We start from the raw sequence: 20,745 nt of genomic DNA, 5'->3' as shown, positions 1-20,745 counted from the left end.
TGACAACAACCACGCGTACCTGCCGGATATCCGATGCCTGCTGAACTGGTTTTCACTGTTGCCATTCAGGGCATTCTGACCGGACTGGTCTATGGGCTCATGGCTCTCGGCCTTTCCGTGATCTTCGGCGTGGTGCGCGTGGTCAATTTCGCCCATGGCGAAATGATGACGATCGCCTCCTACGCGGCCATCGTTGCCTTCGCCGCCTGGGGCATCGACCCGCTGGTGGCGATGGTGCCAATCGCCGTGGCGCTGTTCGCCATCGGCTACATGATGCAGGCCGTGCTGATCAACCCCTTCATCAACCGGCCTGAACACAGTCAGTTCATGCTGCTGGCCGCCGTGGCACTGATCATGGTGAACGGCCTGCTGATGATCTTCGGTCCGGATGCGCGCAACGTGATGGTGGATTACGCGCTCGACTCCATCGAAATCGGTCCGCTGCTGGTCGACAAGGTGCGCGTGATTACCGCTGCCTTTGCCATGGCCATCACCGCCGGGCTGTTCGCCTTCTTCAAACTCAGCCGAACCGGCAAGGCGATCCGCGCCTGTGCCGACAACCACATGGGCGCCCTGGTGGTCGGCCTGAACGTCAAGCGGCTCTATGCGCTGACCTTCGGCATCGGCTCGGCCTGCGTTGGTGCCGCCGGCGCCATGATGACGCTGCTGATCGACACCACGCCCAATATCGGGCCCGCCTTTACGCTGCAGGCCTTTGTCATCGTCATCATCGGCGGCCTGGGCTCGATGCCCGGTGCGCTGCTCGGCGGCGTGCTGATCGGCCTGTCCGAAGCGATGTCGGGCCTGCTGTTCGCGCCTTCGGCCAAAAGCATGTTCGCCATCGCCATCCTGATCCTGGTCCTGCTGTTCCGGCCCCAGGGCCTGCTGGGGCGCAAAGCATGATGTCCCGTCTCATCGACGGCGTGCCGCCGCGCGCGCTGATCCTGCTTGCCCTGCTGCTCGGCGTGCTGCTGCTGGCCCCGCTGTTCATCGGCAGCTACGGCCTGTCGATCCTGATCCTGGTGCTGTATTTCGCCTATACCGGCCAGGCCTGGAACGTGATGATGGGCTTTGCCGGACAGCTCAGCCTGGGCCACTCGCTCTATGTCGGCGTCTCGGCCTATACCGCCGCCGCGCTCTATGTGCATTTCGGCATCGGGCCCTGGGCTGGCGTCTGGGTCGCCATCCTGGTCAGCATGGCGTGTGGTTTGGTGATCGGTTTCCTGGCCTTCCGCTTCGGCATCGGCGGCGTCTATTTCGCGCTGCTGACCATCGCGTTTTCCGAATTCACCCGCGTCGGCTTCGACCACTTCACCTGGGTGAATGGATCAGGCGGTTTCTTCCTGCCGGTAGCGCAGTACAGCGCGAACGATCCCCTGAACCTGCGCGGTTCGCCGGTGATGTTCTATTACATCCTGCTGGCGATCACGACGCTGGCCTTCATCTTCTGCCGCTGGCTGCTGACCGGCCGCATCGGTTATTACTGGCTGGCGATCCGCGAGGAGCCTGAAGCCGCACAGACGCTGGGCATCAACATCTTCCGCTACAAGATGATCGCCGTCGCCATCTCGTCGGGCATGACCGCACTGAGCGGCGTATTCTTCGCCTTCTATTACAACAACCTGTTCCCTGAGCAGATCTTCAGCATGAACCGCTCGATCGAACTGATCCTGGGGCCCATCATCGGCGGCATCGGCTCGCTGTTCGGCCCCATCCTCGGCGCCTTCGTGCTGACCGCCCTGGCCGATGGCCTGAACGAGATCATGGCGCATTTCGGCTATGAAATGCCGGGCGTGAAGCTGCTGTTTTATGGTTTCTGCCTGCTGGCCGTCATCATGTGGCTGCCGAACGGCATCTGGCCCCCCCTGCGCAAGAAGCTGGGCCTGGGAGAACGGCTGTGACCGATCTTCTGGTTGTCGAGGGCATCTCGAAAAGCTTCCGCGGCCTGCGCGCCCTGCATCAGGCCTCGCTGACCGTGCCGCAAGGCGGCATCGTCAGCCTGATCGGGCCGAACGGTGCGGGCAAGACCACCTGCTTCAACATGATCGCCGGCGTCTTCCCGCCGGATCAAGGCCGTATCACCTTTGCCGGCCGCGAACTGGGCGGCCTGCGTCCCGACCAGATCTGCCACGCCGGCGTCGGCCGCACCTTCCAGATCGTCAAACCATTCAAGGAACTGACGGCGCTGGAAAACGTCATCGTCGGCGCACTGCTGCGCGAGACCAGCACCCGCGTCGCCCGCAGGAAGGCGGAAGCCGTGCTCGACCAGCTCGGCATGCTGGACAAGCGCGACCAGCCGGCCGCGCAACTGACCCTGCCCGAACGCAAGCGGCTGGAAGTGGCGCGCGCACTCGCCACCGACCCGAAGCTGCTGCTGCTGGATGAAGTGATGGCCGGCCTGCGCCCGACCGAGACCGACCAGATGGTTGCCGTCTTCCGCGACCTCAATGCCAGGCACGGCATGACCATTCTGCTGATCGAGCATGTGATGCGCGCGGTGATGGCGCTGTCGCAGCAGGTGGTGGTGCTGCACCATGGCGAAGTGATCGCCCGCGGCAAGCCCGAGGACGTGGTGCGCGACCCCGCCGTGCTGGAATGCTATCTGGGCGAGGAGGCTGCGGTATGAGCCTGGTCCTCGACAAGCTGGATGTTTTCTACGGCGATGCCCAGGCTCTGGACGCCGTATCGCTGTCGGTGCCGCAAGGCAGCATCGTCGCCATCATCGGCGCCAATGGCGCCGGCAAATCGACCCTGATCCGCACCATTGCCGGCATCGAGAAGCCGCGCGGCGGTTCGATCCGCTACAACGACACCGAAATCGGCGGCCTGCCCAGTTTCAAGGTCTGCAACATGGGGATTGGCCAGGTGGCCGAGGGCCGGCAGATTTTCCCGAGCCTGAGCGTGCTGGAAAACCTGGAGATGGGCGCGCTGCTGCCGCGTGCCCGTGGAAAAGAAAAATCCACCATGGAAGAGGTCTTCACCCTCTTCCCGCGCCTGGCCGAGCGCCGCGACCAGCTGGCCGGCACCATGTCGGGCGGCGAACAGCAGATGCTGGCCATCGGCCGCTGCCTGATGGGCCAACCCGAACTGATCATGTTCGACGAACCGTCGCTGGGCTTGGCGCCAGCCGTGGTGCAGGAAGTCTTCCGCATCATCAAGCTGCTGCATGAGCGCGACCTGACCGTGGTGCTGGTGGAGCAGAATGTCGCCGTGTCGCTGAAACTGGCAGATCATGCCTACGTGCTGGAGAACGGTCGTATCGCCATGCAAGGCAGCGGCGAGCAGTTGCTGCACGATGATCGCGTGCGGCAAGCCTATATGGGCCTCTGAGCAGAAAAGGCCGCCAGTTTCGCTGGCGGCCTTTTTCATGCCTGAAAACAGCTGGCGCTTACTTGATCGTGGCGAAGAAGTCGTTGCCCTTGTCGTCCACTATGATGAAGGCCGGGAAGTCTTCCACCTGGATGCGCCAGACGGCTTCCATGCCGAGCTCCGGGTATTCCAGGGTCTCGATATGCTTGATCGAGTTCTTGGCCAGGATCGCGGCCGGACCGCCGATCGAGCCGAGATAGAAGCCGCCATATTCCTTGCAGGCATCGGTCACCTGCTTGGAGCGGTTGCCCTTGGCCAGGCTGATGAAACCGCCGCCGTTTTTCATCAGCTCGCCCACGTATGAATCCATGCGGCCGGCCGTGGTCGGGCCGAACGAACCCGAGGCATAGCCTTCCGGTGTCTTGGCCGGACCGGCGTAATAGATCATGTGGTTCTTCACATACTCAGGCAGCCCCTCGCCGCGTTCGATGCGCTCGGCGAATTTGGCATGGGCGAGATCGCGGGCGACGATCAGCGTGCCGCTCAGCGACAGGCGGGTCTTCACCGGATACTGCGACAGCTGCTTGCGGATATCGGCCATCGGCTGATTGAGATCGACCTTCACGACCTCAGCCGAAATCTTGTCCTCATGATCGGGAAGATATTTGGCCGGGTCGGTTTCCAGCTGCTCTAGGAACACGCCGTCGCGGGTGATCTTGCCCAGAATCTGGCGGTCGGCCGAGCAGGATACGGCGATGCCGATCGGCACGCTGGCGCCGTGACGCGGCATGCGGATGACGCGCACGTCATGACAGAAGTACTTGCCGCCGAACTGGGCGCCGATACCGTTGACGCGAGTCAGCTCGAGAATCTTCTGCTCGAACTCCACGTCGCGATAGGCATGGCCGGTCGGACTGCCCTTGGTCGGCAGGGTGTCGAGATAGCGCGCCGAGGCGAGCTTGGCCGTCTTCAGGTTCAGCTCCGCCGACAGGCCGCCGATCACGATGGCCAGGTGATAGGGCGGGCAGGCCGCGGTACCGAGCGTCTTGATCTGGGTATCGAGGAACTTCAGCAGGTTGTCGCCACGCAATACGGCGGGCGTCTGCTGGTAAAGAAAGGTCTTGTTGGCCGAACCGCCGCCCTTGGCCATGAACAGGAATTTGTAGGCATCGCCCTGGGTGGCATAAAGCTCGATCTGGGCCGGCAGGTTGGTGCCGGTATTCACTTCCTTGAACATATCGAGCGGGGCAAGCTGCGAATAGCGCAGGCTGGTTTCCGTATAGGTGCGGTAGATGCCGCGGCTGAGCGCCTCTTCGTCACTGCCCGAGGTCCAGACATACTGGCCCTTCTTGCCGATCACGATGGCTGTGCCGGTATCCTGGCAGCTCGGCAACACCATGCCAGCCGAGATATTGGCGTTTTTCAAAAGCTCCAGCGCCACGAAATGATCGTTCGGCGAAGCATCCTTGTCGTCGAGGATGGCGCGCAACTGCGCCAGATGGCCGGGACGGAACAGATGCGCAATATCACGCATGGCATTGAAGGTCAGATCGCTGAGTGCCTTGTCGCTGACCTGCAGCACTTCGCGGTCACCGACCTTGACCACCTTCACCTCATCCGTATCGAGCTTGCGATACGGCGTGGTGGTGTCGGGGCCAAGCGGAAGCAGGTCCTCGTAGCGGAACTCGGGCATTGTGGTCTCCGGGGCTTATGCTGGCAGACCTGCGCGAGGCAGGCCCGATCGGAAATCAGGTCTTCTTTTTGCGGAAGGCGTCCAGGGCGACAACATCGCCAGTCTTGCGTTCGGCCGCGTCATCCGCGCCGCCCTCTTCGCCGGCCGGCGCATCGCCATCGAGGTTGCCGGCCGGCGCCTGGGTGATCATGCCGGTGCGGGCCTCGGCATTGGGCGTCACGCGGAACTGCAGGCCGAACTGGACGCTGGGATCGGCAAAGGCGGTGATCGCCGCATAGGCGATGACCAGACGCTCGGGCACCTTGTTGAAGCTGAGAGTCACCTGGAAGGCATCTTCGCCCGGCTCCAGACCCCAATACTGGTGCTGCAGCACGATCGTCATCTCTTCGGGATAGCGCTCATGCAGATAGTCGGGCAGCTCCACGCCGGGCTGGTCGGTGCGGAAGGTGATGTAGAAATGATGGTTGCCGGGCAAACCGAATTCCGAGGCGCGCTTGATCGCCTCGCGGACCGCGCCGCGCAGGGCGTTCTCCACCATCTGGTTATAATCGAGCAGCTTACCGGCCATGACTGATCTTCTCGGGGCTTAGGAAACCCATTTTACCCTTCCGCTGCGGACCATTCAATTCCAAGCCGGCCCGTCCGGACCGGCCGTCCACAGATAAAGCAGGCCATTCTGCAGATAGTGGGGGGCTTCTGTTGCCCGGCGCCCCCCGTGCCGCGCTTACCTATTAGGCAGCGAGTGCAACGCTATTGTCGTTGGCACTTAGAGATTGACCCGATAACGGCGGTATCATGCCGGGCAAAAACTGCACCTTTACCACGCACGTCAAGCCTGATTCGCCCCCATCATCAACCCAGCGGCCCCGTCGGACAAAGCACGCCCGGGGAGCCGAAAGGCCGTTTCCAGCCCTTTTCGGGGGCTGGGCTCATGGTGGAGGCGCCGGGTACTGCCCCCGGGTCCGTTACGTTTATTCCGAGCAGCGTTTATCACCATAGTCGGTTACCCGACGGACCTAATGTAGGGCGTCCGGGGGGCTTTTTGAAGCCCCACAGCCGGCCCGTCCGAGGCTTGGGAAGACTCGGCCTGCCGGTCTATAACCTCCTGCCTTTCGCCCGGTGGCCCGAGTCGCCGGAATTTGCCGGAGATTGCCCTTATGACCATGACGCCGGAGCAGGCCGCCGAAATCGCCGCCCTGCGCAGCCAGAACCAGCAGACCCGCCGCGCCACCGTGCCGGCGCTGGAAGAGATTCTCTACGACGCGATCCCGCTGCTCGACCACGGCTTCGTCCGCGTCATCGACTATATGGGCGACGATGCCGCCGTGGTGCAGGCCGCGCGCGTCTCCTATGGTCGCGGCACCAAGAAGGTCAGCGAAGACCGTGGCCTGATCAACTACCTGATGCGCCACCGGCACAGCACGCCGTTCGAGATGTGCGAGATCAAGTATCATGTGAAGCTGCCGATCTTCGTGGCGCGCCAATGGATCCGCCATCGCACCGCCAATGTGAACGAGTATTCGGCACGCTATTCGATCCTCGACAACGAATTCTATATTCCCGCCCCCGACCAGCTGGCCTCGCAATCGAGTTCGAACCGCCAGGGCCGCGGCGATGTGCTGACCGGCCCCGAGGCCGCCCGCGTGCTGGAGCTGCTGAAGCGCGACGCCAGCCAGAGCTACGCGTCCTACGAGGAAATGCTCAATGAGCGCCCCGATGGCAGCAAGCGCGACGAGGACCGCGAAGGCCTGGCGCGCGAGCTGGCACGGATGAACCTGACGGTGAACTTCTATACCCAGTGGTACTGGAAGACCGATCTGCTGAACCTGCTGCACTTCCTCAGCCTGCGTGCCGACAGCCATGCGCAATACGAAATCCGCGTCTATGCCGAGGCCATGCTGGACACGGTGAAACGCTGGGTGCCGGCCTGCTACGACGCCTTCATGGAATACCGCATCGGCGGCGCCAGCCTCTCGGCCACCGGCCTGAAGGTGGTTCGTCGCATGCTGGCCGGCGAAACCATCGAACAGGCCAATTCCGGCCTGAGTGCGCGCGAGTGGCGCGAACTGATGGCGGTGCTGAAGCCCGAAAGCTGAAGACCGAAAGACGGGAAATCGGACGGGGCTCAGCTGCCCATCGTTTTCGCCGCCACCGCGCGATTCATCCACCATACCGCCGCGCCGAAAGCGGCCGTCACGGCGAAAGCCGTGGCGAGCCAGAAGGCGTCGCCTGCCGGGAACAGCGTGTTGAGCGCCGAGCCCCCGCCGCCGCCCACGGTCTGCAGGAAGCCGGACAACGCCGCGCCGGCGCCGATGGTGGCCGGATTGACGCCGATGGCCGAAACCGCCGAATTGGGCAGGGCCAACCCCATCCCCACCGCCCACAGCACGCGCAGCGCGATGATCACGGCGATGTTCGGCCCGAACAGCTCGACCGAGACGGCCATCAGGCCCGCGCCGGCCAGCATGCAGATCACACCGGCATCCACCAGCGGCGCCATACCGATGCGGCCGCCGAGCCAGGAGGACAGCAGCGCGCCGATGAAAAAGCCCGCACTGCCCAGCGCAACCAGAATGCCGTAGGAGACCGGCGTCACCCCCATGCTGCCGATCAGCACCGCCGGCGCGCCGGCATTGAAGCCGTGCAGCCCGGCGAAGATCGAGAAATTGAGCAGGCCGAAGGTGACGAAGGCGCGGCTGCGGAGCAGGAAGGCATAGGCGCGGAGGATGCCCAGCAGAAGCGGACCGGTCTCGCCGGTGGGCGGATGGGTTTCCGGCAGCCGCCGCATCACCACCAGCAACACGGCCAGCGTGACGCCGCCGCTGAGCCAGAAATTTGCCCGCCAGCCCAGATAATGCTCGACCAGGCCGCCCAGCACGGGCGCGACCACCGGCGCCACCGCCAGCGAGGCGCTGACCACCGAGGTGGCGCGCGCGGCCTGCGGCCGGTCGTAGACGTCGTTGATCACGGTGCGGGCCGCCGCCATGGCGCTGGCCGCACCCAGGCCCTGCAGCGCGCGGGCCCAGAGCAGCCCCATGAGGGTGTCAGACAGAGCACAGGCCACCGATCCAGCCGCCATGACGGCCAGTCCGCCCAGCAGCAGCGGCCGGCGGCCATACCGGTCGCTCAAGGGGCCGAAGACCAGTTGCCCGCCCGCAAAAGTAGCGAAATAGACCGCCAGGGTTAAAGGCAGGGCATCGGCAGATGCGTTAAGCTGGACGCCGATGGCCGGCAGCGACGGCAGATACATGGTTGCCGCCAGAATCCCGTTCGAGAACAGGATGGTCAGGAGCAACAGCAGACCGGCAGGCGGCGGCGGTTTTGGCATCGGAATGGCGGAAGGGGCTGAGCCAATGGTAGAATGACAGGCTATCCAATCCTATTTAGAGTGTTGCGGATTGGTTGGCTTCGTTCCACCGTCAGTATATATATGATCCCCAAAGTATTTCTATGATTCTCGCGGTTGTGGCGCCGGAGGGCCGGCGGCGGGAATAGCGCAGAACGATCTGTGGAAAACTGCCGATAGCGGCAAGGGACAGCCGGAACAGGGATGTCGGAAAAAATCGATTTCAACCACGTCCGCTTCCTTGTCGTGGACAGCAACAAACTGATGTGCCAGCTCATCAAGGATATCCTGATGATGCTGGGCGCTACGCAGGTGGCGACCGCGCGCGACAGCGAAAAGGCGATCGTCAGCCTGCGCTCGGGCGGCATCGACGTGCTGATCAGCGAATGGAACCTGAAGCCGCGCTCCGGTCTGGAGCTGCTGGACTGGGTGCGCACCGATGGCACCTCGCCCGATCGCATGATGCCGGTGATCATGCTGACCGCGAATTCGGAAGTCGAATACGTGATGGAGTCGCGCGACAAGGGCGTGACCGAATTTCTGGCCAAGCCGTTTACGGCTGACGGCGTCTATCGCCGCCTGGTTTCGGTGATCGCCCGCCCCCGTGATTTTGTCAGTATCAAGGGCTATTTCGGACCGGACCGCCGGCGCCAGCAATTGCCCTTCGAAGGACCGGACCGCCGTCAGCAGAAGCCGGAATAGGCTGATCCATGCGCCGGACGACCATCCCAAATCGTGGCGAACTGAAGCGCAAAGCGGTCAATTACAAGACCGGCCTGAGCCTGAAGCTCGACGACGAGATGCTCAAGAAGATGGAGCAGCTGGTCGAGAATTCATCCGCGCAGTTCCTGGATGCCACGGTTGACAGCCTCAAGACACTGCGCGAACAGCTGGGCCGTGCCGCCGCCGATCCCTCGGCCCGCGCCGAAGTGCTGGAGCATATCCGCGAGGAAGCATTCCAGATCAAGGGCATGGGGGGTGTCTTCGGTTACCCCCTGCTCACCGAGTTCGCCAAGTCGCTGCATGACTTCCTGAAAGAGCTGACCGATCTGGACGAGTTGCAGCAGGAAATTGTCAGCATCCATGTCGATACGCTGTATGTGGTGGTTTCCCACCGCATCAAGGGCTCGGGCGGTCCCCTGGAGGCCCAGCTGCGCGGCTCGCTGAAAGCTGCCATCGACAAGGCCAAACCGGGCACCCCCAAATCCTGATCCGGGCCGGATTTCCGCCCCCGCTGCCAGCTCCACCGGCTTCTCTGGACACTCCCCGCCCCCCGCCCTATAACCCCCCGCATGCACCCGGCAACCGCGCTTCCCTTCGTTAAAATGCATGGCCTCGGCAACGATTTTGTCGTGCTGGATGCGCGCACGCACAGCCTACCGCTCGACCTGGCGGCGGTGAAGCTGCTGGCCGACCGCAAGCGCGGCGTGGGCTTCGATCAGATGATTACGCTGGAGCGTTCGCCCAAGGCTGATGTCCTGATGCGCATCCACAATGCCGATGGCGGCGAGGTGGAATCCTGCGGTAACGCCGCGCGCTGCGTCGCCACCCTGCTGATGCGCGAGAATGGCCGCGATGCCGTCACCATCGACACTGCCGGCGGCTGGCTCAATGCCAGGAGCGGCGCCAGCGGACTTATCACGGTGGATATGGGCGAGCCGCGGTTCGACTGGCAGGCGATCCCGCTGGCCCGCGAAATGAACACCATGAGCATGGCCTACAGCTTCGCCGGTTATGACAAGCCCGGCGCAGTCAATGTCGGCAATCCGCATGTGGTGTTCTTTGTAAACGATGCGGAAGCCGTGCCGCTGGCCGAGATCGGCCCCAAGATCGAACATGACCCGCTGTTTCCCCAGCGCATCAATGCCGAATTCGCCCAGGTGATCGACCGCCAGCAGATCCGCATGCGGGTCTGGGAGCGCGGCGCTGGCATCACCCGCGCCTGCGGCACTGGCGCCTGCGCCACCCTGGTGGCTGCCGCCCGCCGCGATCTGGCCGAGCGCAAGGCCGATATCGTGCTGGATGGCGGCGTGCTGACCATCGAGTGGGGCGCCGATAATCATATCTACATGACCGGCCCCGCCACCGAGGCCTTCCGGGGTGAAGTGCCGGCGAGTTTCTGGACCGCGCTGACCGACGCGGCGTGATCCGATGCCGGATACCGTTGCCGCCGCCCTGCCCGATGTCCTGAATTTCGGCTGCCGCCTCAATGCCTATGAAGGCGAGGCGATCCGCGCCACCCTGGCCAAGCATGGCCGCGATGATGTGGTGGTGGTCAACACCTGCGCCGTGACGGCGGAAGCCGAGAAACAGGCGCGCCAGGCGATCCGTCGTCTGCGCCGCGACCGGCCCGATGCCCGCATCGTCGTCACCGGTTGCGCTGCCCAGATCAATCCACAGGGCTTCGCCGCCATGGCAGAGGTCGATCATGTGATCGGCAATCGCGAAAAGCTGAACGAAAGCCTGTGGGCCGGCATTGCCGCCGCCTCGCCCCGCATCACTGTGGGCGACATCCTGACCGATACTCCGGCGGCGCTCCCCGCGGTGACCCACTTTCCCGGCCGGCCGCGCGCCTATCTGGAAATCCAGCAGGGCTGCGACCATCGCTGCACCTTCTGCATCATCCCCTATGGGCGCGGCCCCAGCCGCTCGCTGCCGCTGGGCGCGGTTGTCGAGCAGGCCCGTGCTCTCGCCGACCGTGGCTACCGCGAATTCGTCCTCACCGGCGTCGACATCACCTCCTACGGCCATGACCTGCCAGGCCGACCCACGCTGGGCCAGGCGACCCGACGGCTGCTCGACCTGGCACCACAGATCGAGCGCCTGCGGTTCTCCTCGCTGGATCCGGCCGAGATGGATGAAGACCTCTTCCGCCTGTATGCCGAGGAACCGCGCGTGATGCCGCATGCGCATCTGAGCCTGCAAGCTGGCGATGACCTGATCCTCAAACGCATGAAGCGCCGGCACAGCCGGGCTCAGGCCCTGGAGGTTGCCGCACGCCTGCACGACCTGCGCCCCGGTATCGCGCTGGGCGCCGATCTGATCGCCGGCTTCCCCACCGAAAGCGATGCAGCCTTTGAACAAAGCCGCAGCCTGATCGTCGAAGCCGGCCTGGCTTTCGTGCATGTCTTCCCCTACTCGCCGCGCCCAGGCACGCCAGCAGCGCGCATGCCGCAGCTACCGGTCGAACAGCGTCGCGCCCGCGCCGCTCTGTTGCGTACTGCAGCAGGCCTGGCGATGGATCGTTTCCTTGAGACCCGCATCGGCCGCGACGCCAGTATCCTGGTCGAGCAGGAAGGCGTGGGCCGTGACGAGACCTATGCCCCGGTGGCCTTGCCTGTCCATCTGGCGAAAGGCGACATCATCGCCGCCCGTATTGCTGCCGCGCGCGATGGCAAACTCTGGCTGGAGGCCGCATGAGCGATGGCGAGAAGAAGGCAGGCTGGTTCGGCCGCCTGAAAGCCGGGCTGTCGCGCTCTGCCGGCCAACTGGGCGAGCAGATCGGTGCCCTGTTCACCAAGCGCAAGCTGGATCAGGCAGCGCTGGACGAACTGGAAGAAACGCTGATCGGCGCCGATCTCGGCGTAACCACGGCCGCGAAGATCGTGAAGGCCATCGCGAAGGACCGGTTCGACAAGGACATCACCTCGGAAGAAATCCGTCTTGCGCTCGCCGATTCTGTCGCCGGCCTGCTGCAGCCGGTGGAAAAGCCGCTCGACCTGTCGGGTGAAACACCGCAGGTGATTCTGGTCGTCGGCGTCAACGGCGTGGGCAAGACCACGACGATCGGCAAGATCGCCACACGGCTGCGCGACGACGGCAGGAGCGTGATGCTGGTTGCCGGCGATACCTTCCGTGCCGCTGCCGTCGAGCAGCTGAAAATCTGGGGCCAGCGCGCCGGTGTGCCGGTGCTGGCCGGCGAACCCGGCGGCGATGCCGCCAGCCTGGCTTTCGACGCCCTCACTCAGGCCCGCGAGCAGCGCCGCGATGTTCTGATGATCGATACGGCCGGCCGTCTGCAGAATAAAGCCGACCTGATGGCCGAGCTGGCCAAGATCGCACGCGTGTTGAAGAAACAGGCGCCGGATGCCCCGCATCATGTGCTGCTGGTGCTGGACGCCACCACCGGCCAGAACGCCGTGAACCAGGTGGCGACATTCAAGGAGATCTGCGCCGTAAGCGGCCTGATCGTCACCAAGCTGGATGGCACGGCGCGTGGCGGCGTGCTGGTGGCCATCGCCGATAAATTCGGCCTGCCCGTGCACTTCATCGGCGTCGGCGAACAGGCCGCCGATCTGCAGCCCTTCTCGGCGACCGCCTTTGCCCGTGCGCTGGCTGGCCTGGACCAGTAAATTTACGGCTCAGTAATTACCCAGCTCGCCGGGCGGGTTGGTAAAGGTGGGAAAATGCTCTTTCCCCTCCACTTCGCGATGCTGCATCAGCGCCCAGTGCACCGAGGGAAACGCCAGGTCGGCCCAGGGAATCTCGTCCCAGCCGAACAGCTTCACTTCCAGGGACTCCGGACCGGCGGCGAAATCGGGCCCGGCCAGCGTCGCGCGATAGATCAACTGCACCTGGCTGATGCGCGGAATGTTGTAGACGGCAAGCAGACTGTCGATGGCGATATCCGCACAGGCTTCCTCTCGCGCTTCCCGCATCGCTCCGGCTTCGGAGGTTTCGCGCTCTTCCATGTAACCGGCCGGTATCGTCCAGAAGCCGTGCCGCGGTTCAATCGCCCGTCGACATAACAGGATACCGCCCTGATGGGCGATCACCGCACCGACGACAATCTTTGGATTGACGTAGTGAATCCAGCCGCAATCGCCGCAGACCAGTCGCTCACGATTATCGTCTTCAGGTATTTTCTTCGCGAAACGAAAGTCTTTCGGGTTCTGCTGCATGCCGGGACCGATGTTTGCAATGTCAAAGATCGATGGTATCGCGATTTATGCACAGCACGGAATTTATTGCCGCTTTCTCTGGACGAACAGCCATCGAATAGCGTTTTATCAGTGGACTGAGAAGCGGGGAAAATGCCCGCCCAGTTACAGGTAGGCTTGAACAAAAAACATAAGAAAGGGGAGGTTCCATGTCGGGGGACAAGACCGCCCAAAGCAACGCCGGGGATACTCTCGGTGTTTTCAGTCTGCATGATGCGCCGGGGCATCTGTTGCGACGCTGCCAGCAACTCGCCGTCGATCTCTATACGGCGGAAGTCGGCAGCAACGGGCTAACGCCGCGGCAATTCGCTCTTCTGCTTGCGATCTACCAGAAAGCCGGCATCAGCCAGGTCGATCTGGTGCGGCAGACCGGCATCGACCGCTCCACCGTTGCCGAAATGGTGGCGCGACTGATCAAGCGTGGCCTGCTGGTGCGACAACGCACCGAGACCGACCGGCGCACCAACGCGCTGGCGGTCACGCCGGAAGGCGAGCGGCAGTTACGAGCGGCGCAGCCGGGCGTGGCGCGGGCCCAGGATAAAATCCTGGATCCGATCCCGACCGCGAAACGCGCCGAATTCGTCGCCATGCTGCGCCAGCTGGTCGACAATCTGGAAGCGCGCGGCTGAAATCAGGGTTTCTCACTGCGCTGCAGGTTGTCGTGTAAACGCGCCTGCAGCGCAGCGATATCGATCTGACGCACTGAACCGGCGCCGGCGAGATCAAGCGCCTGGGCTGCGGCTGCTCCCATGGCCACGCAGGGCCCCATCACGCGCACCGAACTGAGCGCCGCCGGATCGCCGTCGATGCAGCGCCCGGCCGCCACCAGGTTGTCGGCACCGTCCGGCACCATGGCGCGGAACGGCACGTAATGCAGATGGTCGTCGCCGAACTCTTCCCAATGCACATCTTCAGGCCGGTCATGCAGCTCGACCGGCCAGGAGCAGCGCAGGATGGCATCGGCCGGCTTCACGCCCTGCCGCACCTCCTCCACCGTCAGGCTGTGCTGGCCGACGATCCAGCGGGTCTGACGAATGCCGAGGAAACCGTATTGCCGCACCCGCGCCGCCGAGAAAACAGCCAGGTATTCGCCACGCAGGAAATTCACCACACGATCGGCCTGGGCACGGCCTTCCGCCTGTGCCGCCGCATAGCCTTCGGCATCCAGCGGTGTTTCCACATGGGTCATGTTCACGGTCGCATGCCCCTTGCCAGGGAAGGCAAAGACAAAACCGTCACGCCGCACCAGACCGTATTGCTTCCCGGTTTCGGCCAGATGCTTCTGGACGGCCCAACGGTCGAGCTTCAATGCCGCCGCTTCATCGAAGCCTTCCAGCGTGAACATCAGCGTGCCCATGATCGGGCTCACCGGCTCGCGACAGGCGAAACCGGCGAGGTAACTCAAGGCCGCATCGCCCGAGGCATCGACAAAGCCCTGGCCGCGCAGCTCGACCTGGCCGAAACGGGTGGCGAGATCAAGCGCAGTAATGCGCCCATCATCGCGCCGGGCCTGGAGCAGCGTCGCGCCAAGCAGCACCCGAATGCCCGCCGCATGCACAGCCTGCTCGATCCAGCGCACCAGTGCCTGTTCCTGATAGAGCGGGATGTAGCTGTTGCGGCCACGGCGCAGGTGGAAAGCGTCGGCTTTCTGCAGATGCGCGAACATCGCGTCGACCATGCCGTAGACGACGCGATAGGGCTCCGGGCCGTTGGAATAGAATCCGCAGAAGGTGCCCAGCATCGAACCGGTCGACTGGCCGCCCAACTGCTGTCCCGCATCGACCAGCGCCACGCTGCGGCCGGTCTTTGCCGCTTCCAGTGCCGCCGATATGCCGCTAATGCCGGCGCCGACCACGACGATCTCGGCTTCGATCACGCGTGGACCGGTGGCCCTGTGGTGAACGGTACGGGTCGGCGGGATCGGATAATCGCTCACAAGCAGCTCCCTAGCGCCAGCGCAGCACAATCTTCTCGGTCAGGCTGAGCAGGGCGCTGACCGCCAGGCCAAGCAACGACAGCAGAACCACGCCGGCAATCAGCTGATCGATCTGCATTAGATTTCCCGCTGCCAGCACGAAGGCGCCAATGCCGATCTGGGCGCCAATCATCTCGGCCGCCACCACCAGCATCAGCGCGATCGATGAGGTGATGCGAAAACCGGCCAGGATGCCCGGCATGGCGCCTGGCAGGATCACCTTGAACACGATCATGCGGGTCGACAGGCCAAAACTCTGCGCCATGCGGATCAGGTTGCGCGGCACATTGTCGACGGCCGAAAAGGCGCTGACCACGGTGGGGAAAAACACACCCAGGCCGATGGTGGCGATCTTGGAGGGCTCGCCGATGCCAAACCACAGAATGAACAGCGGCAGCAATGCGATTTTCGGGATCGGGAACAGCGCGGAAACGATCGGCAGGCCGACCGAACGCGCCGATACAAAGATGCCCATCAGGAAGCCGACGGCGACGCCGCCAATGCTGCCCAGGATCCAGCCCGAAACGATGCGCTTCAGCGAGGCGCTGATATGGGCCAGCAGCTTGCCGTCGACCAGCAGGGTGTGCAGGGCATCCACCACTTCGCTGGGTGCTGGCATGAACAGCGACGGCAGCCAGCCCAGCCGCGAGGCGGCTTCCCAGCATCCGAGAATGAGAGCGAAAGCCAGCCAGGGCGCCCAGCGCCGGGTACCCGGCACAAAGCCGGCACCACGAAAGGCCACAATGCTGCCGCGGGTGGCCTCAGGCATCCTGCATCTCCCGCTCGGCCACCTGGGCCTCGGTTTTGATCAGGCTCCAGAGTTCGTCCTGCAGGTTCTGCAGCAACGCTACATGCTCCGGCTTCTGCCGGTCCGCCACCGGCACCGGCACAGAAACAATGCGCTTGATCCGGCCCGGACGGCGCGACAGCACCACCACCTTGTCGGCCAGCCGCACGGCTTCGTTGAGATTATGGGTGACGTAGAGCGTGGTGGTGCGTTCACGCGCCCAGATCGCGATCAGGTCTTCCATCAGTAGTTCGCGGGTCTGCGCATCCAGCGCCGAAAGCGGTTCATCCATCAGCATCACGGCCGGCTTGACGGCAATCGCACGGGCGATGCCGACACGCTGGCGCATGCCACCCGATAGCTGTTTGGGCAGTGCATTGGCAAAATCGGTAAGGCCGCAAAGCTTAAGAACGGTGGCGATCCGCGCCTCGCGCTCGGCTTTGCTCAAGGCATGATGCTCCAGCGCCAGCGCCACATTCCCGGCCACCGTGCGCCAGGGCAGCAATGCAAAATCCTGGAACACAAACGTGAGCGGATTGAGGCAGCCGGCTGGTGCATCACCTCCGGTGGCGATGCGACCTTTCTGTTGCGACAACAAGCCGCCGACCAGATTAAGCAGGGTGGATTTGCCGCAGCCGGACGGGCCGATCAGGGCCGCTGTCTCCCCTTCATTGACGGTGAAACTCACACCGTCGAGGACCGGCAGGTCGCCATAGGCGTAGCCGACATCCTCAAGGACTACCTGCATGACCGAATCCCGCTGACCTGCCGTTACTTCGGCAGGTCGAGATGGCCCTTGACAAAGCTCAGATCGATGAAGTCCACCGCCTTGACCGTCTTGTCGACCAGCCCCTGAGCCTGACCCCAGGCGACCTGGTCGTAGATGTTTTTCACCAGCAGACGGCCCTGCGGATCCATGTAATTGGCAGCCACCTTCACCGTATCGATGCTCGGCTTCGGCTCGACCCATTTCTCCAGGATCGGCATCACGGCCAGGGCTTTCTCGCCAATCATGCGGTTGCCCTGGGCATCCCTGGCCAGGAAGGCGGCCGCATAATCGGCCAGACCCTTCTGGTAGGCGCGCACGAAGCGTTCGACCAGCGGACGCTTCTCCCTGACGATTTTGGAGGAGGCAAAGAGAGCGCCAAGCTGCCAGAGCGTATGTTCATGCACCCAGCCGATGATCTGGCCGGCGCCATCGTCCTGCAGCTTGATCGCGTTATTGGCCGGCAGGATGGTGGCGTCGACCTGACCGCCAGCCAATGCTGCCATCATGTTGGGGATCGACTGCACCGGCTTCATCTGCACCGAATCGAGCTTGAAGCCGTATTTGTCGGCCAGCATGCCGAGATTGTAGTGGAAGCTGGAGCCGACTGTGGTGATCGCCACGCTCTTGCCGGCGAAATCCTTCGGCGAGCGGAAGCCGGCGTCATAGGCCTTCTTCGAGGCGACATAGGCAACGAAATTGTAGCCCGGTTCTTCGCGGCTCTGGGCGGCGATGACCTTCAGCACACCCTTGCCGGCCAGATTGAAAAAGCCACCGGTAAAGGCGGTGATGCCGAAATCAGCGTCATTCGAGGCCACCGCCACGGCCACGGCCTGGGCGGCATTGAAAATCTTGATATCGAGGTCGATGCCCTCGGCATCGAAATAGCCACGCTCTTTGGCAATGAAGATCGGCGCGGTGGAAATGAAAGGCAGGGCCGAGATCGAGACCTTGTCTTTTGCCTGCGCCAGGGCGGCGCCTGGCAACAGCAGGATAGCGGCCGCAGCAATAGCGGTACGACGCGTAAAGCGCTTCAGCATGACGTTTCCCCAGATCGTTCGTATGCGACGTTGGGCGCCAAGCTAGACGCCGGGTCAAACGGCGTCAATCAGACCGGTCGTGATAAGGAAAATCGTCCGGGATCAGACGAGGATATTGACGTGCTGGCCGAGGTAGCCGCCGCGGGTGGGGATCGGGCGCTGGTTCTGAACCGGTGTCGAGAAGGCCTGGGCCGATGCAGCCTGGGCCGGCGGCGCGGTACGGATCGCGTTATCGGTGCTGACCAGCTGGGCAGCAAAGCTGTTCTGGACCGGCGCGCTGGCGCCCGAGGGCTGCTGCTGGACCGGACGGGCCGGTGCGACCGGACGAGCGCCGCCCTGCAGCTGCGAAAGCGCCGACAGAAGATTACTGCTTGGTGCGATAGCCATGTCACCCAACCTGCGGACCGGAATTGGTCCCTCGAACCCGGCCCGATTACGCGCAGGACTCCCTTAAACAGGAGTTAACAGGGCAGGGCGTTATCGGGATTTAACGGGTCAGGCTGGCAATCCGCTCAGACAGCTCCCTGGCCTCGGCCGAGTCGGGCGGCAGCAGGGCAAGCAGCCGGTTCCAGCGGGTGCTGGCCGTTGCCTTGTCGCCGGCTTCGTAAGCGCCCCGACCGGTAAACCAAAGGGCCTGGGGGTGGTCGGGGACGCGTTCCAGCACAGCGCCGAATTCGGCCACGGCGGCTGCCGGCAGGGGATCGCGGCTGGTCACGGCGGCGCCGGCCAGGCTGAAGGCCAGTGCCAGCCGGGCATCCACCCGGTTCGGATCGGCCGTCACCGCACGCTGCAGCGCGGTCCGCACCGCCTCGCCTTCGCCCAACACCTCCCGCGCGCGGGCCAGACGCAGCCAGCCGTCCACATCTCCCGGATTCTGCTCCAGCCGCGCCGCCAGACCTTCGACCATGCCGCGGATCATGGCGGCGCGATCCTCGGCCGACATCTGCCCGGCAGCCTCGGCCTGTTCGCGGGTCGGGCCGGGGGCTGGGTCAACCTGCTTCGGCACCGGCACGGCCTGGGCCAGCGGTATGCCCAGACGCGGCGCGAGTTCGCGCAGGCGCGCCTGCACGGTTTCCAGCCAGGGGGCATCAACCGGCGCATCGGCCGCCAGCCCATACCAGTCGTCATAGGCCCCGCGCGCGTCACCCGCCTGCAGGCGGGCCAGACCCAGATAATAACGCGCGCCGGGATGTTGCGGATCGCGCTCGAGCACAGCACGGAAATCACGCTGGGCTTCCGCCGTGACCGAGCCGTCAGCGGCCAGTGTCAACGCTTCGGCGCGGAAGGCATAAGGTTCCGGATCGTCCGGGACCAGGGCGATGGCGCGGGAAAAGGCCTCGGCGGCTTCATCGGGCCGATCCGTCATCAGCAGGCTGCGCCCCAGCAGCAACCAGCCATCGACGCGCTGCGGTTCGGCCGCCAGACGCTCGCGCAACTGGCCGATCATGCGTTCGCTTTCCTGGCGCATCTGTTCGCTGCGCACCGCCTGGGCCTTCGCCTCTTCCTGGCTGACCAATGCCGCTTCCGGCCGGCCGAGGGCCAGATAGAGACCGCCACCCAGTATTGGCACCAGCAGCAGCACCGCCAGCAGGCCGGCCATGCTGCCGCCAGACTCTGCAATATCGCCATCGGCCGCCGCATCGGCCCGCAACAAACGGCGCTGTATTTCAAGGCGCGCGGCGCTGGCTTCTGACTCGCCGAGCGCCCCACGCGCCAGCTCCTCGGCCACCTCGGCCAGTTGCGCCTTGTAGACGGCAACATCATGAGCCTTACGCCCAGCCGTGCCCGCCTGGCGCCGTTTCAGCAGTGGCCAGAGCAGAATAGCGAGCGCGAAAAACGCCAGCGCTGAAAAACCGAGCCAGAGCAGCATCAGCGACGCTCCTCCGGTTCCAGCAGTGTCGCGAGCCGTTTCTGCTCGGCGGCATCCAGCGGTGCAAGAGCGGGGGCAGAGGCCCGACGCTGGCGGCGATACAACAGAACGAGGATGATCGCTCCGACGGCGAGGAACAGCGCCGGCCCCAGCCAGAGCAGAAGCGTCTGGCCATTGAAGCGCGGCTTCAGCAGAACCCATTCGCCATAGCGCGCCACAAGATAGTTGAGAATCGTGCGATCATCTTCTCCCAGCGCCACGCGCTCGCGCACGATGCGGCGCAGATCGCGCGCCAGCGGCGCATTGGAATCCTCGATCGACTGGTTCTGGCAGACCAGGCAGCGCAACTCGCGCGACAGATCGCGGGCCCGCAATTCCTGCATCGGATCGGACAAGCGGTCATCTAGATGCTGCGCGGCTGCGGGCAGGGCCGCGAACAGCATCAGAGCAAGCCCCAGGCGCTTCAGCATTTGACTTTACTCGTGCGGCCCGCCTTCAGATCGCGCAGGAGCGGCCGGATTTTATTATCCAGATCCCACTCCATCAGTGGACCAACATGCTTGCAGACGATCTGGCCGGCGCCATCGACGACAAAAGTTTCCGGCACGCCATAAACACCCCAGTCGATGCCGACACGGCCATTGCGATCGGCACCGGTGCGCGTGAAGGGGTCGCCCAGCTGATCCAGCCATTTCGCCACGTCGGCCGGATCGTCCTTGTAATTCAGGCCATGGATGGCCGCGAGCTCGTCACGCTTCAGCGCCATCAGCAGCGGGTGCTCGACCCGACAGGGTACGCACCAGGAGGCAAAGACATTCACCACCTGCGGCTGACCGGTTTTCAGATCTGCCGTCGCCAGGCCCTGGCTGCGGCCCTGCACCGGCGGCAGTGCGAAGTCCGGCACCGGCTTGCCAATCAGCGCCGAGGGAATATCGCGTGGATTCAAGGTCAGACCGACGGCGAGACCGAGGCCGATCAACGCAAACACGACCAGAGGAACGACATGGGACAGGCGCATG

General features: G+C 64.0%; 23 protein-coding genes and 1 other RNA gene. 11 read left to right on the top strand and 13 right to left on the bottom strand.

The window, feature by feature from the left end; translation table 11 throughout:
• Nucleotides 1-33 precede the first annotated feature (33 nt).
• From AC1ROT_RS14935 to AC1ROT_RS14920, 4 genes are read left to right on the top strand one after another with little or no spacing between them, the layout of a single operon-like run.
• Nucleotides 34-903: a branched-chain amino acid ABC transporter permease gene (locus AC1ROT_RS14935; protein ID WP_492999938.1), complete on the top strand. Its 870-nt coding sequence runs from the start codon at nt 34-36 to the stop codon at nt 901-903.
• On the top strand, nt 900-1,901 hold the full coding sequence (locus AC1ROT_RS14930) for a branched-chain amino acid ABC transporter permease (protein ID WP_492971785.1): 1,002 nt from the start codon (nt 900-902) through the stop codon (nt 1,899-1,901). Before AC1ROT_RS14935 ends, AC1ROT_RS14930 begins: the two co-directional genes overlap by 4 nt.
• A complete protein-coding gene (locus tag AC1ROT_RS14925; protein ID WP_492999936.1) occupies nt 1,898-2,626 on the top strand; it encodes an ABC transporter ATP-binding protein in 729 nt (242 codons plus the stop codon). Before AC1ROT_RS14930 ends, AC1ROT_RS14925 begins: the two co-directional genes overlap by 4 nt.
• A complete protein-coding gene (locus AC1ROT_RS14920) occupies nt 2,623-3,330 on the top strand; it encodes an ABC transporter ATP-binding protein (protein WP_492999934.1) in 708 nt (235 codons plus the stop codon). Before AC1ROT_RS14925 ends, AC1ROT_RS14920 begins: the two co-directional genes overlap by 4 nt.
• Nucleotides 3,331-3,388: 58 nt before the next feature.
• On the opposite strand, the gene AC1ROT_RS14915 is transcribed toward AC1ROT_RS14920, so the two are convergent.
• The 3 genes from AC1ROT_RS14915 to ssrA all read right to left on the bottom strand — a co-directional run bounded on the left by AC1ROT_RS14915 (nt 3,389) and on the right by ssrA (nt 6,053).
• Nucleotides 3,389-5,002, bottom strand: coding sequence for a fumarate hydratase (locus AC1ROT_RS14915; RefSeq protein ID WP_492999933.1), 1,614 nt, complete (start codon nt 5,000-5,002; stop codon nt 3,389-3,391).
• A 55-nt stretch (nt 5,003-5,057) separates the two neighbouring features.
• Nucleotides 5,058-5,570, bottom strand: coding sequence for an SspB family protein (locus AC1ROT_RS14910; protein WP_492971789.1), 513 nt, complete (start codon nt 5,568-5,570; stop codon nt 5,058-5,060).
• A gap of 116 nt (nt 5,571-5,686) precedes the next feature.
• Nucleotides 5,687-6,053: a transfer-messenger RNA gene (gene ssrA, locus AC1ROT_RS14905) on the bottom strand.
• Nucleotides 6,054-6,159: 106 nt separating this feature from the next.
• On the opposite strand from ssrA, the gene thyX reads away from it, so the two are divergent.
• Nucleotides 6,160-7,098: an FAD-dependent thymidylate synthase gene (thyX, locus tag AC1ROT_RS14900; protein ID WP_492999931.1), complete on the top strand. Its 939-nt coding sequence runs from the start codon at nt 6,160-6,162 to the stop codon at nt 7,096-7,098.
• Between the two features lie 29 nt (nt 7,099-7,127).
• Here the strand turns inward: thyX and AC1ROT_RS14895 are convergent, their stop codons facing one another.
• Nucleotides 7,128-8,330, bottom strand: a complete 1,203-nt coding sequence (locus AC1ROT_RS14895; protein WP_492999928.1) for a multidrug effflux MFS transporter — start codon at nt 8,328-8,330, stop codon at nt 7,128-7,130.
• 222 nt (nt 8,331-8,552) lie between these two features.
• On the opposite strand from AC1ROT_RS14895, the gene AC1ROT_RS14890 reads away from it, so the two are divergent.
• The 5 genes from AC1ROT_RS14890 (at nt 8,553) to ftsY (ending at nt 12,700) form a co-directional block, all read left to right on the top strand.
• Nucleotides 8,553-9,050, top strand: coding sequence for a response regulator (locus AC1ROT_RS14890; protein WP_492971792.1), 498 nt, complete (start codon nt 8,553-8,555; stop codon nt 9,048-9,050).
• A gap of 8 nt (nt 9,051-9,058) precedes the next feature.
• A complete protein-coding gene (locus tag AC1ROT_RS14885; RefSeq protein ID WP_492971793.1) occupies nt 9,059-9,559 on the top strand; it encodes an Hpt domain-containing protein in 501 nt (166 codons plus the stop codon).
• 81 nt (nt 9,560-9,640) lie between these two features.
• Nucleotides 9,641-10,495 (top strand): diaminopimelate epimerase, encoded by an 855-nt coding sequence (gene dapF, locus AC1ROT_RS14880; RefSeq protein WP_492971794.1) that lies wholly within the window; start codon nt 9,641-9,643, stop codon nt 10,493-10,495.
• Nucleotides 10,496-10,499: 4 nt separating this feature from the next.
• The gene (mtaB, locus tag AC1ROT_RS14875) at nt 10,500-11,768 is read left to right on the top strand and encodes a tRNA (N(6)-L-threonylcarbamoyladenosine(37)-C(2))-methylthiotransferase MtaB (protein WP_492999926.1); all 1,269 of its coding nucleotides are present in this window, start codon (nt 10,500-10,502) and stop codon (nt 11,766-11,768) included.
• A complete protein-coding gene (ftsY, locus tag AC1ROT_RS14870) occupies nt 11,765-12,700 on the top strand; it encodes a signal recognition particle-docking protein FtsY (RefSeq protein ID WP_492999924.1) in 936 nt (311 codons plus the stop codon). Before mtaB ends, ftsY begins: the two co-directional genes overlap by 4 nt.
• 9 nt (nt 12,701-12,709) lie before the next feature.
• Here ftsY and AC1ROT_RS14865 read toward each other — a convergent pair whose 3' ends face one another.
• Nucleotides 12,710-13,249: an NUDIX hydrolase gene (locus AC1ROT_RS14865; RefSeq protein ID WP_492999923.1), complete on the bottom strand. Its 540-nt coding sequence runs from the start codon at nt 13,247-13,249 to the stop codon at nt 12,710-12,712.
• A gap of 188 nt (nt 13,250-13,437) precedes the next feature.
• On the opposite strand from AC1ROT_RS14865, the gene AC1ROT_RS14860 reads away from it, so the two are divergent.
• Nucleotides 13,438-13,917: a MarR family winged helix-turn-helix transcriptional regulator gene (locus tag AC1ROT_RS14860; protein WP_492971798.1), complete on the top strand. Its 480-nt coding sequence runs from the start codon at nt 13,438-13,440 to the stop codon at nt 13,915-13,917.
• 2 nt (nt 13,918-13,919) lie between these two features.
• Here AC1ROT_RS14860 and AC1ROT_RS14855 read toward each other — a convergent pair whose 3' ends face one another.
• The 8 genes from AC1ROT_RS14855 to AC1ROT_RS14820 all read right to left on the bottom strand — a co-directional run bounded on the left by AC1ROT_RS14855 (nt 13,920) and on the right by AC1ROT_RS14820 (nt 20,744).
• The gene (locus AC1ROT_RS14855) at nt 13,920-15,224 is read right to left on the bottom strand and encodes an FAD-dependent oxidoreductase (RefSeq protein WP_492999921.1); all 1,305 of its coding nucleotides are present in this window, start codon (nt 15,222-15,224) and stop codon (nt 13,920-13,922) included.
• A gap of 10 nt (nt 15,225-15,234) precedes the next feature.
• The gene (locus AC1ROT_RS14850; RefSeq protein ID WP_492999920.1) at nt 15,235-16,032 is read right to left on the bottom strand and encodes an ABC transporter permease; all 798 of its coding nucleotides are present in this window, start codon (nt 16,030-16,032) and stop codon (nt 15,235-15,237) included.
• Complete coding sequence (locus AC1ROT_RS14845) at nt 16,025-16,798, bottom strand: ABC transporter ATP-binding protein (protein WP_492999919.1); 774 nt, start codon at nt 16,796-16,798, stop codon at nt 16,025-16,027. Before AC1ROT_RS14845 ends, AC1ROT_RS14850 begins: the two co-directional genes overlap by 8 nt.
• Before the next feature lie 23 nt (nt 16,799-16,821).
• Nucleotides 16,822-17,856, bottom strand: coding sequence for an ABC transporter substrate-binding protein (locus tag AC1ROT_RS14840; protein WP_492999918.1), 1,035 nt, complete (start codon nt 17,854-17,856; stop codon nt 16,822-16,824).
• Nucleotides 17,857-17,958: 102 nt separating this feature from the next.
• Nucleotides 17,959-18,243, bottom strand: a complete 285-nt coding sequence (locus AC1ROT_RS14835) for a hypothetical protein (protein ID WP_492999917.1) — start codon at nt 18,241-18,243, stop codon at nt 17,959-17,961.
• Between the two features lie 100 nt (nt 18,244-18,343).
• Complete coding sequence (gene ccmI / locus AC1ROT_RS14830) at nt 18,344-19,726, bottom strand: c-type cytochrome biogenesis protein CcmI (protein WP_492971804.1); 1,383 nt, start codon at nt 19,724-19,726, stop codon at nt 18,344-18,346.
• On the bottom strand, nt 19,726-20,196 hold the full coding sequence (locus AC1ROT_RS14825; RefSeq protein WP_492971805.1) for a cytochrome c-type biogenesis protein: 471 nt from the start codon (nt 20,194-20,196) through the stop codon (nt 19,726-19,728). Before AC1ROT_RS14825 ends, ccmI begins: the two co-directional genes overlap by 1 nt.
• The gene (locus tag AC1ROT_RS14820; RefSeq protein ID WP_492999915.1) at nt 20,190-20,744 is read right to left on the bottom strand and encodes a DsbE family thiol:disulfide interchange protein; all 555 of its coding nucleotides are present in this window, start codon (nt 20,742-20,744) and stop codon (nt 20,190-20,192) included. The genes AC1ROT_RS14825 and AC1ROT_RS14820 overlap by 7 nt, the downstream gene beginning before the upstream one ends.
• Between the last annotated feature and the right edge of the window lies 1 nt (nt 20,745).

The organism is Ferrovibrio sp. GW821-FHT12E11 (genome assembly GCF_058806975.1).
Note: the sequence above shows the minus strand (reverse complement) of the source record. Positions and strands in the feature narration are given on the sequence as shown.

What these genes read in the sequence shown, in the direction of transcription:
- AC1ROT_RS14920 (WP_492999934.1), top strand. Translation starts at nt 2,623, where the DNA reads ATGAGCCTGGTCCTCGACAAGCTGGATGTTTTCTACGGCGATGCCCAG.
- dapF (WP_492971794.1), top strand. Translation starts at nt 9,641, where the DNA reads ATGCACCCGGCAACCGCGCTTCCCTTCGTTAAAATGCATGGCCTCGGC.
- AC1ROT_RS14895 (WP_492999928.1), bottom strand. Translation starts at nt 8,330, where the DNA reads ATGCCAAAACCGCCGCCGCCTGCCGGTCTGCTGTTGCTCCTGACCATC.
- mtaB (WP_492999926.1), top strand. Translation starts at nt 10,500, where the DNA reads ATGCCGGATACCGTTGCCGCCGCCCTGCCCGATGTCCTGAATTTCGGC.
- thyX (WP_492999931.1), top strand. Translation starts at nt 6,160, where the DNA reads ATGACCATGACGCCGGAGCAGGCCGCCGAAATCGCCGCCCTGCGCAGC.
- AC1ROT_RS14840 (WP_492999918.1), bottom strand. Translation starts at nt 17,856, where the DNA reads ATGCTGAAGCGCTTTACGCGTCGTACCGCTATTGCTGCGGCCGCTATC.
- AC1ROT_RS14825 (WP_492971805.1), bottom strand. Translation starts at nt 20,196, where the DNA reads ATGCTGAAGCGCCTGGGGCTTGCTCTGATGCTGTTCGCGGCCCTGCCC.
- AC1ROT_RS14930 (WP_492971785.1), top strand. Translation starts at nt 900, where the DNA reads ATGATGTCCCGTCTCATCGACGGCGTGCCGCCGCGCGCGCTGATCCTG.
- AC1ROT_RS14915 (WP_492999933.1), bottom strand. Translation starts at nt 5,002, where the DNA reads ATGCCCGAGTTCCGCTACGAGGACCTGCTTCCGCTTGGCCCCGACACC.
- AC1ROT_RS14935 (WP_492999938.1), top strand. Translation starts at nt 34, where the DNA reads ATGCCTGCTGAACTGGTTTTCACTGTTGCCATTCAGGGCATTCTGACC.
- AC1ROT_RS14850 (WP_492999920.1), bottom strand. Translation starts at nt 16,032, where the DNA reads ATGCCTGAGGCCACCCGCGGCAGCATTGTGGCCTTTCGTGGTGCCGGC.
- AC1ROT_RS14910 (WP_492971789.1), bottom strand. Translation starts at nt 5,570, where the DNA reads ATGGCCGGTAAGCTGCTCGATTATAACCAGATGGTGGAGAACGCCCTG.
- AC1ROT_RS14890 (WP_492971792.1), top strand. Translation starts at nt 8,553, where the DNA reads ATGTCGGAAAAAATCGATTTCAACCACGTCCGCTTCCTTGTCGTGGAC.
- AC1ROT_RS14820 (WP_492999915.1), bottom strand. Translation starts at nt 20,744, where the DNA reads ATGCGCCTGTCCCATGTCGTTCCTCTGGTCGTGTTTGCGTTGATCGGC.
- AC1ROT_RS14845 (WP_492999919.1), bottom strand. Translation starts at nt 16,798, where the DNA reads ATGCAGGTAGTCCTTGAGGATGTCGGCTACGCCTATGGCGACCTGCCG.
- ftsY (WP_492999924.1), top strand. Translation starts at nt 11,765, where the DNA reads ATGAGCGATGGCGAGAAGAAGGCAGGCTGGTTCGGCCGCCTGAAAGCC.
- ccmI (WP_492971804.1), bottom strand. Translation starts at nt 19,726, where the DNA reads ATGCTGCTCTGGCTCGGTTTTTCAGCGCTGGCGTTTTTCGCGCTCGCT.
- AC1ROT_RS14835 (WP_492999917.1), bottom strand. Translation starts at nt 18,243, where the DNA reads ATGGCTATCGCACCAAGCAGTAATCTTCTGTCGGCGCTTTCGCAGCTG.
- AC1ROT_RS14865 (WP_492999923.1), bottom strand. Translation starts at nt 13,249, where the DNA reads ATGCAGCAGAACCCGAAAGACTTTCGTTTCGCGAAGAAAATACCTGAA.
- AC1ROT_RS14885 (WP_492971793.1), top strand. Translation starts at nt 9,059, where the DNA reads ATGCGCCGGACGACCATCCCAAATCGTGGCGAACTGAAGCGCAAAGCG.
- AC1ROT_RS14860 (WP_492971798.1), top strand. Translation starts at nt 13,438, where the DNA reads ATGTCGGGGGACAAGACCGCCCAAAGCAACGCCGGGGATACTCTCGGT.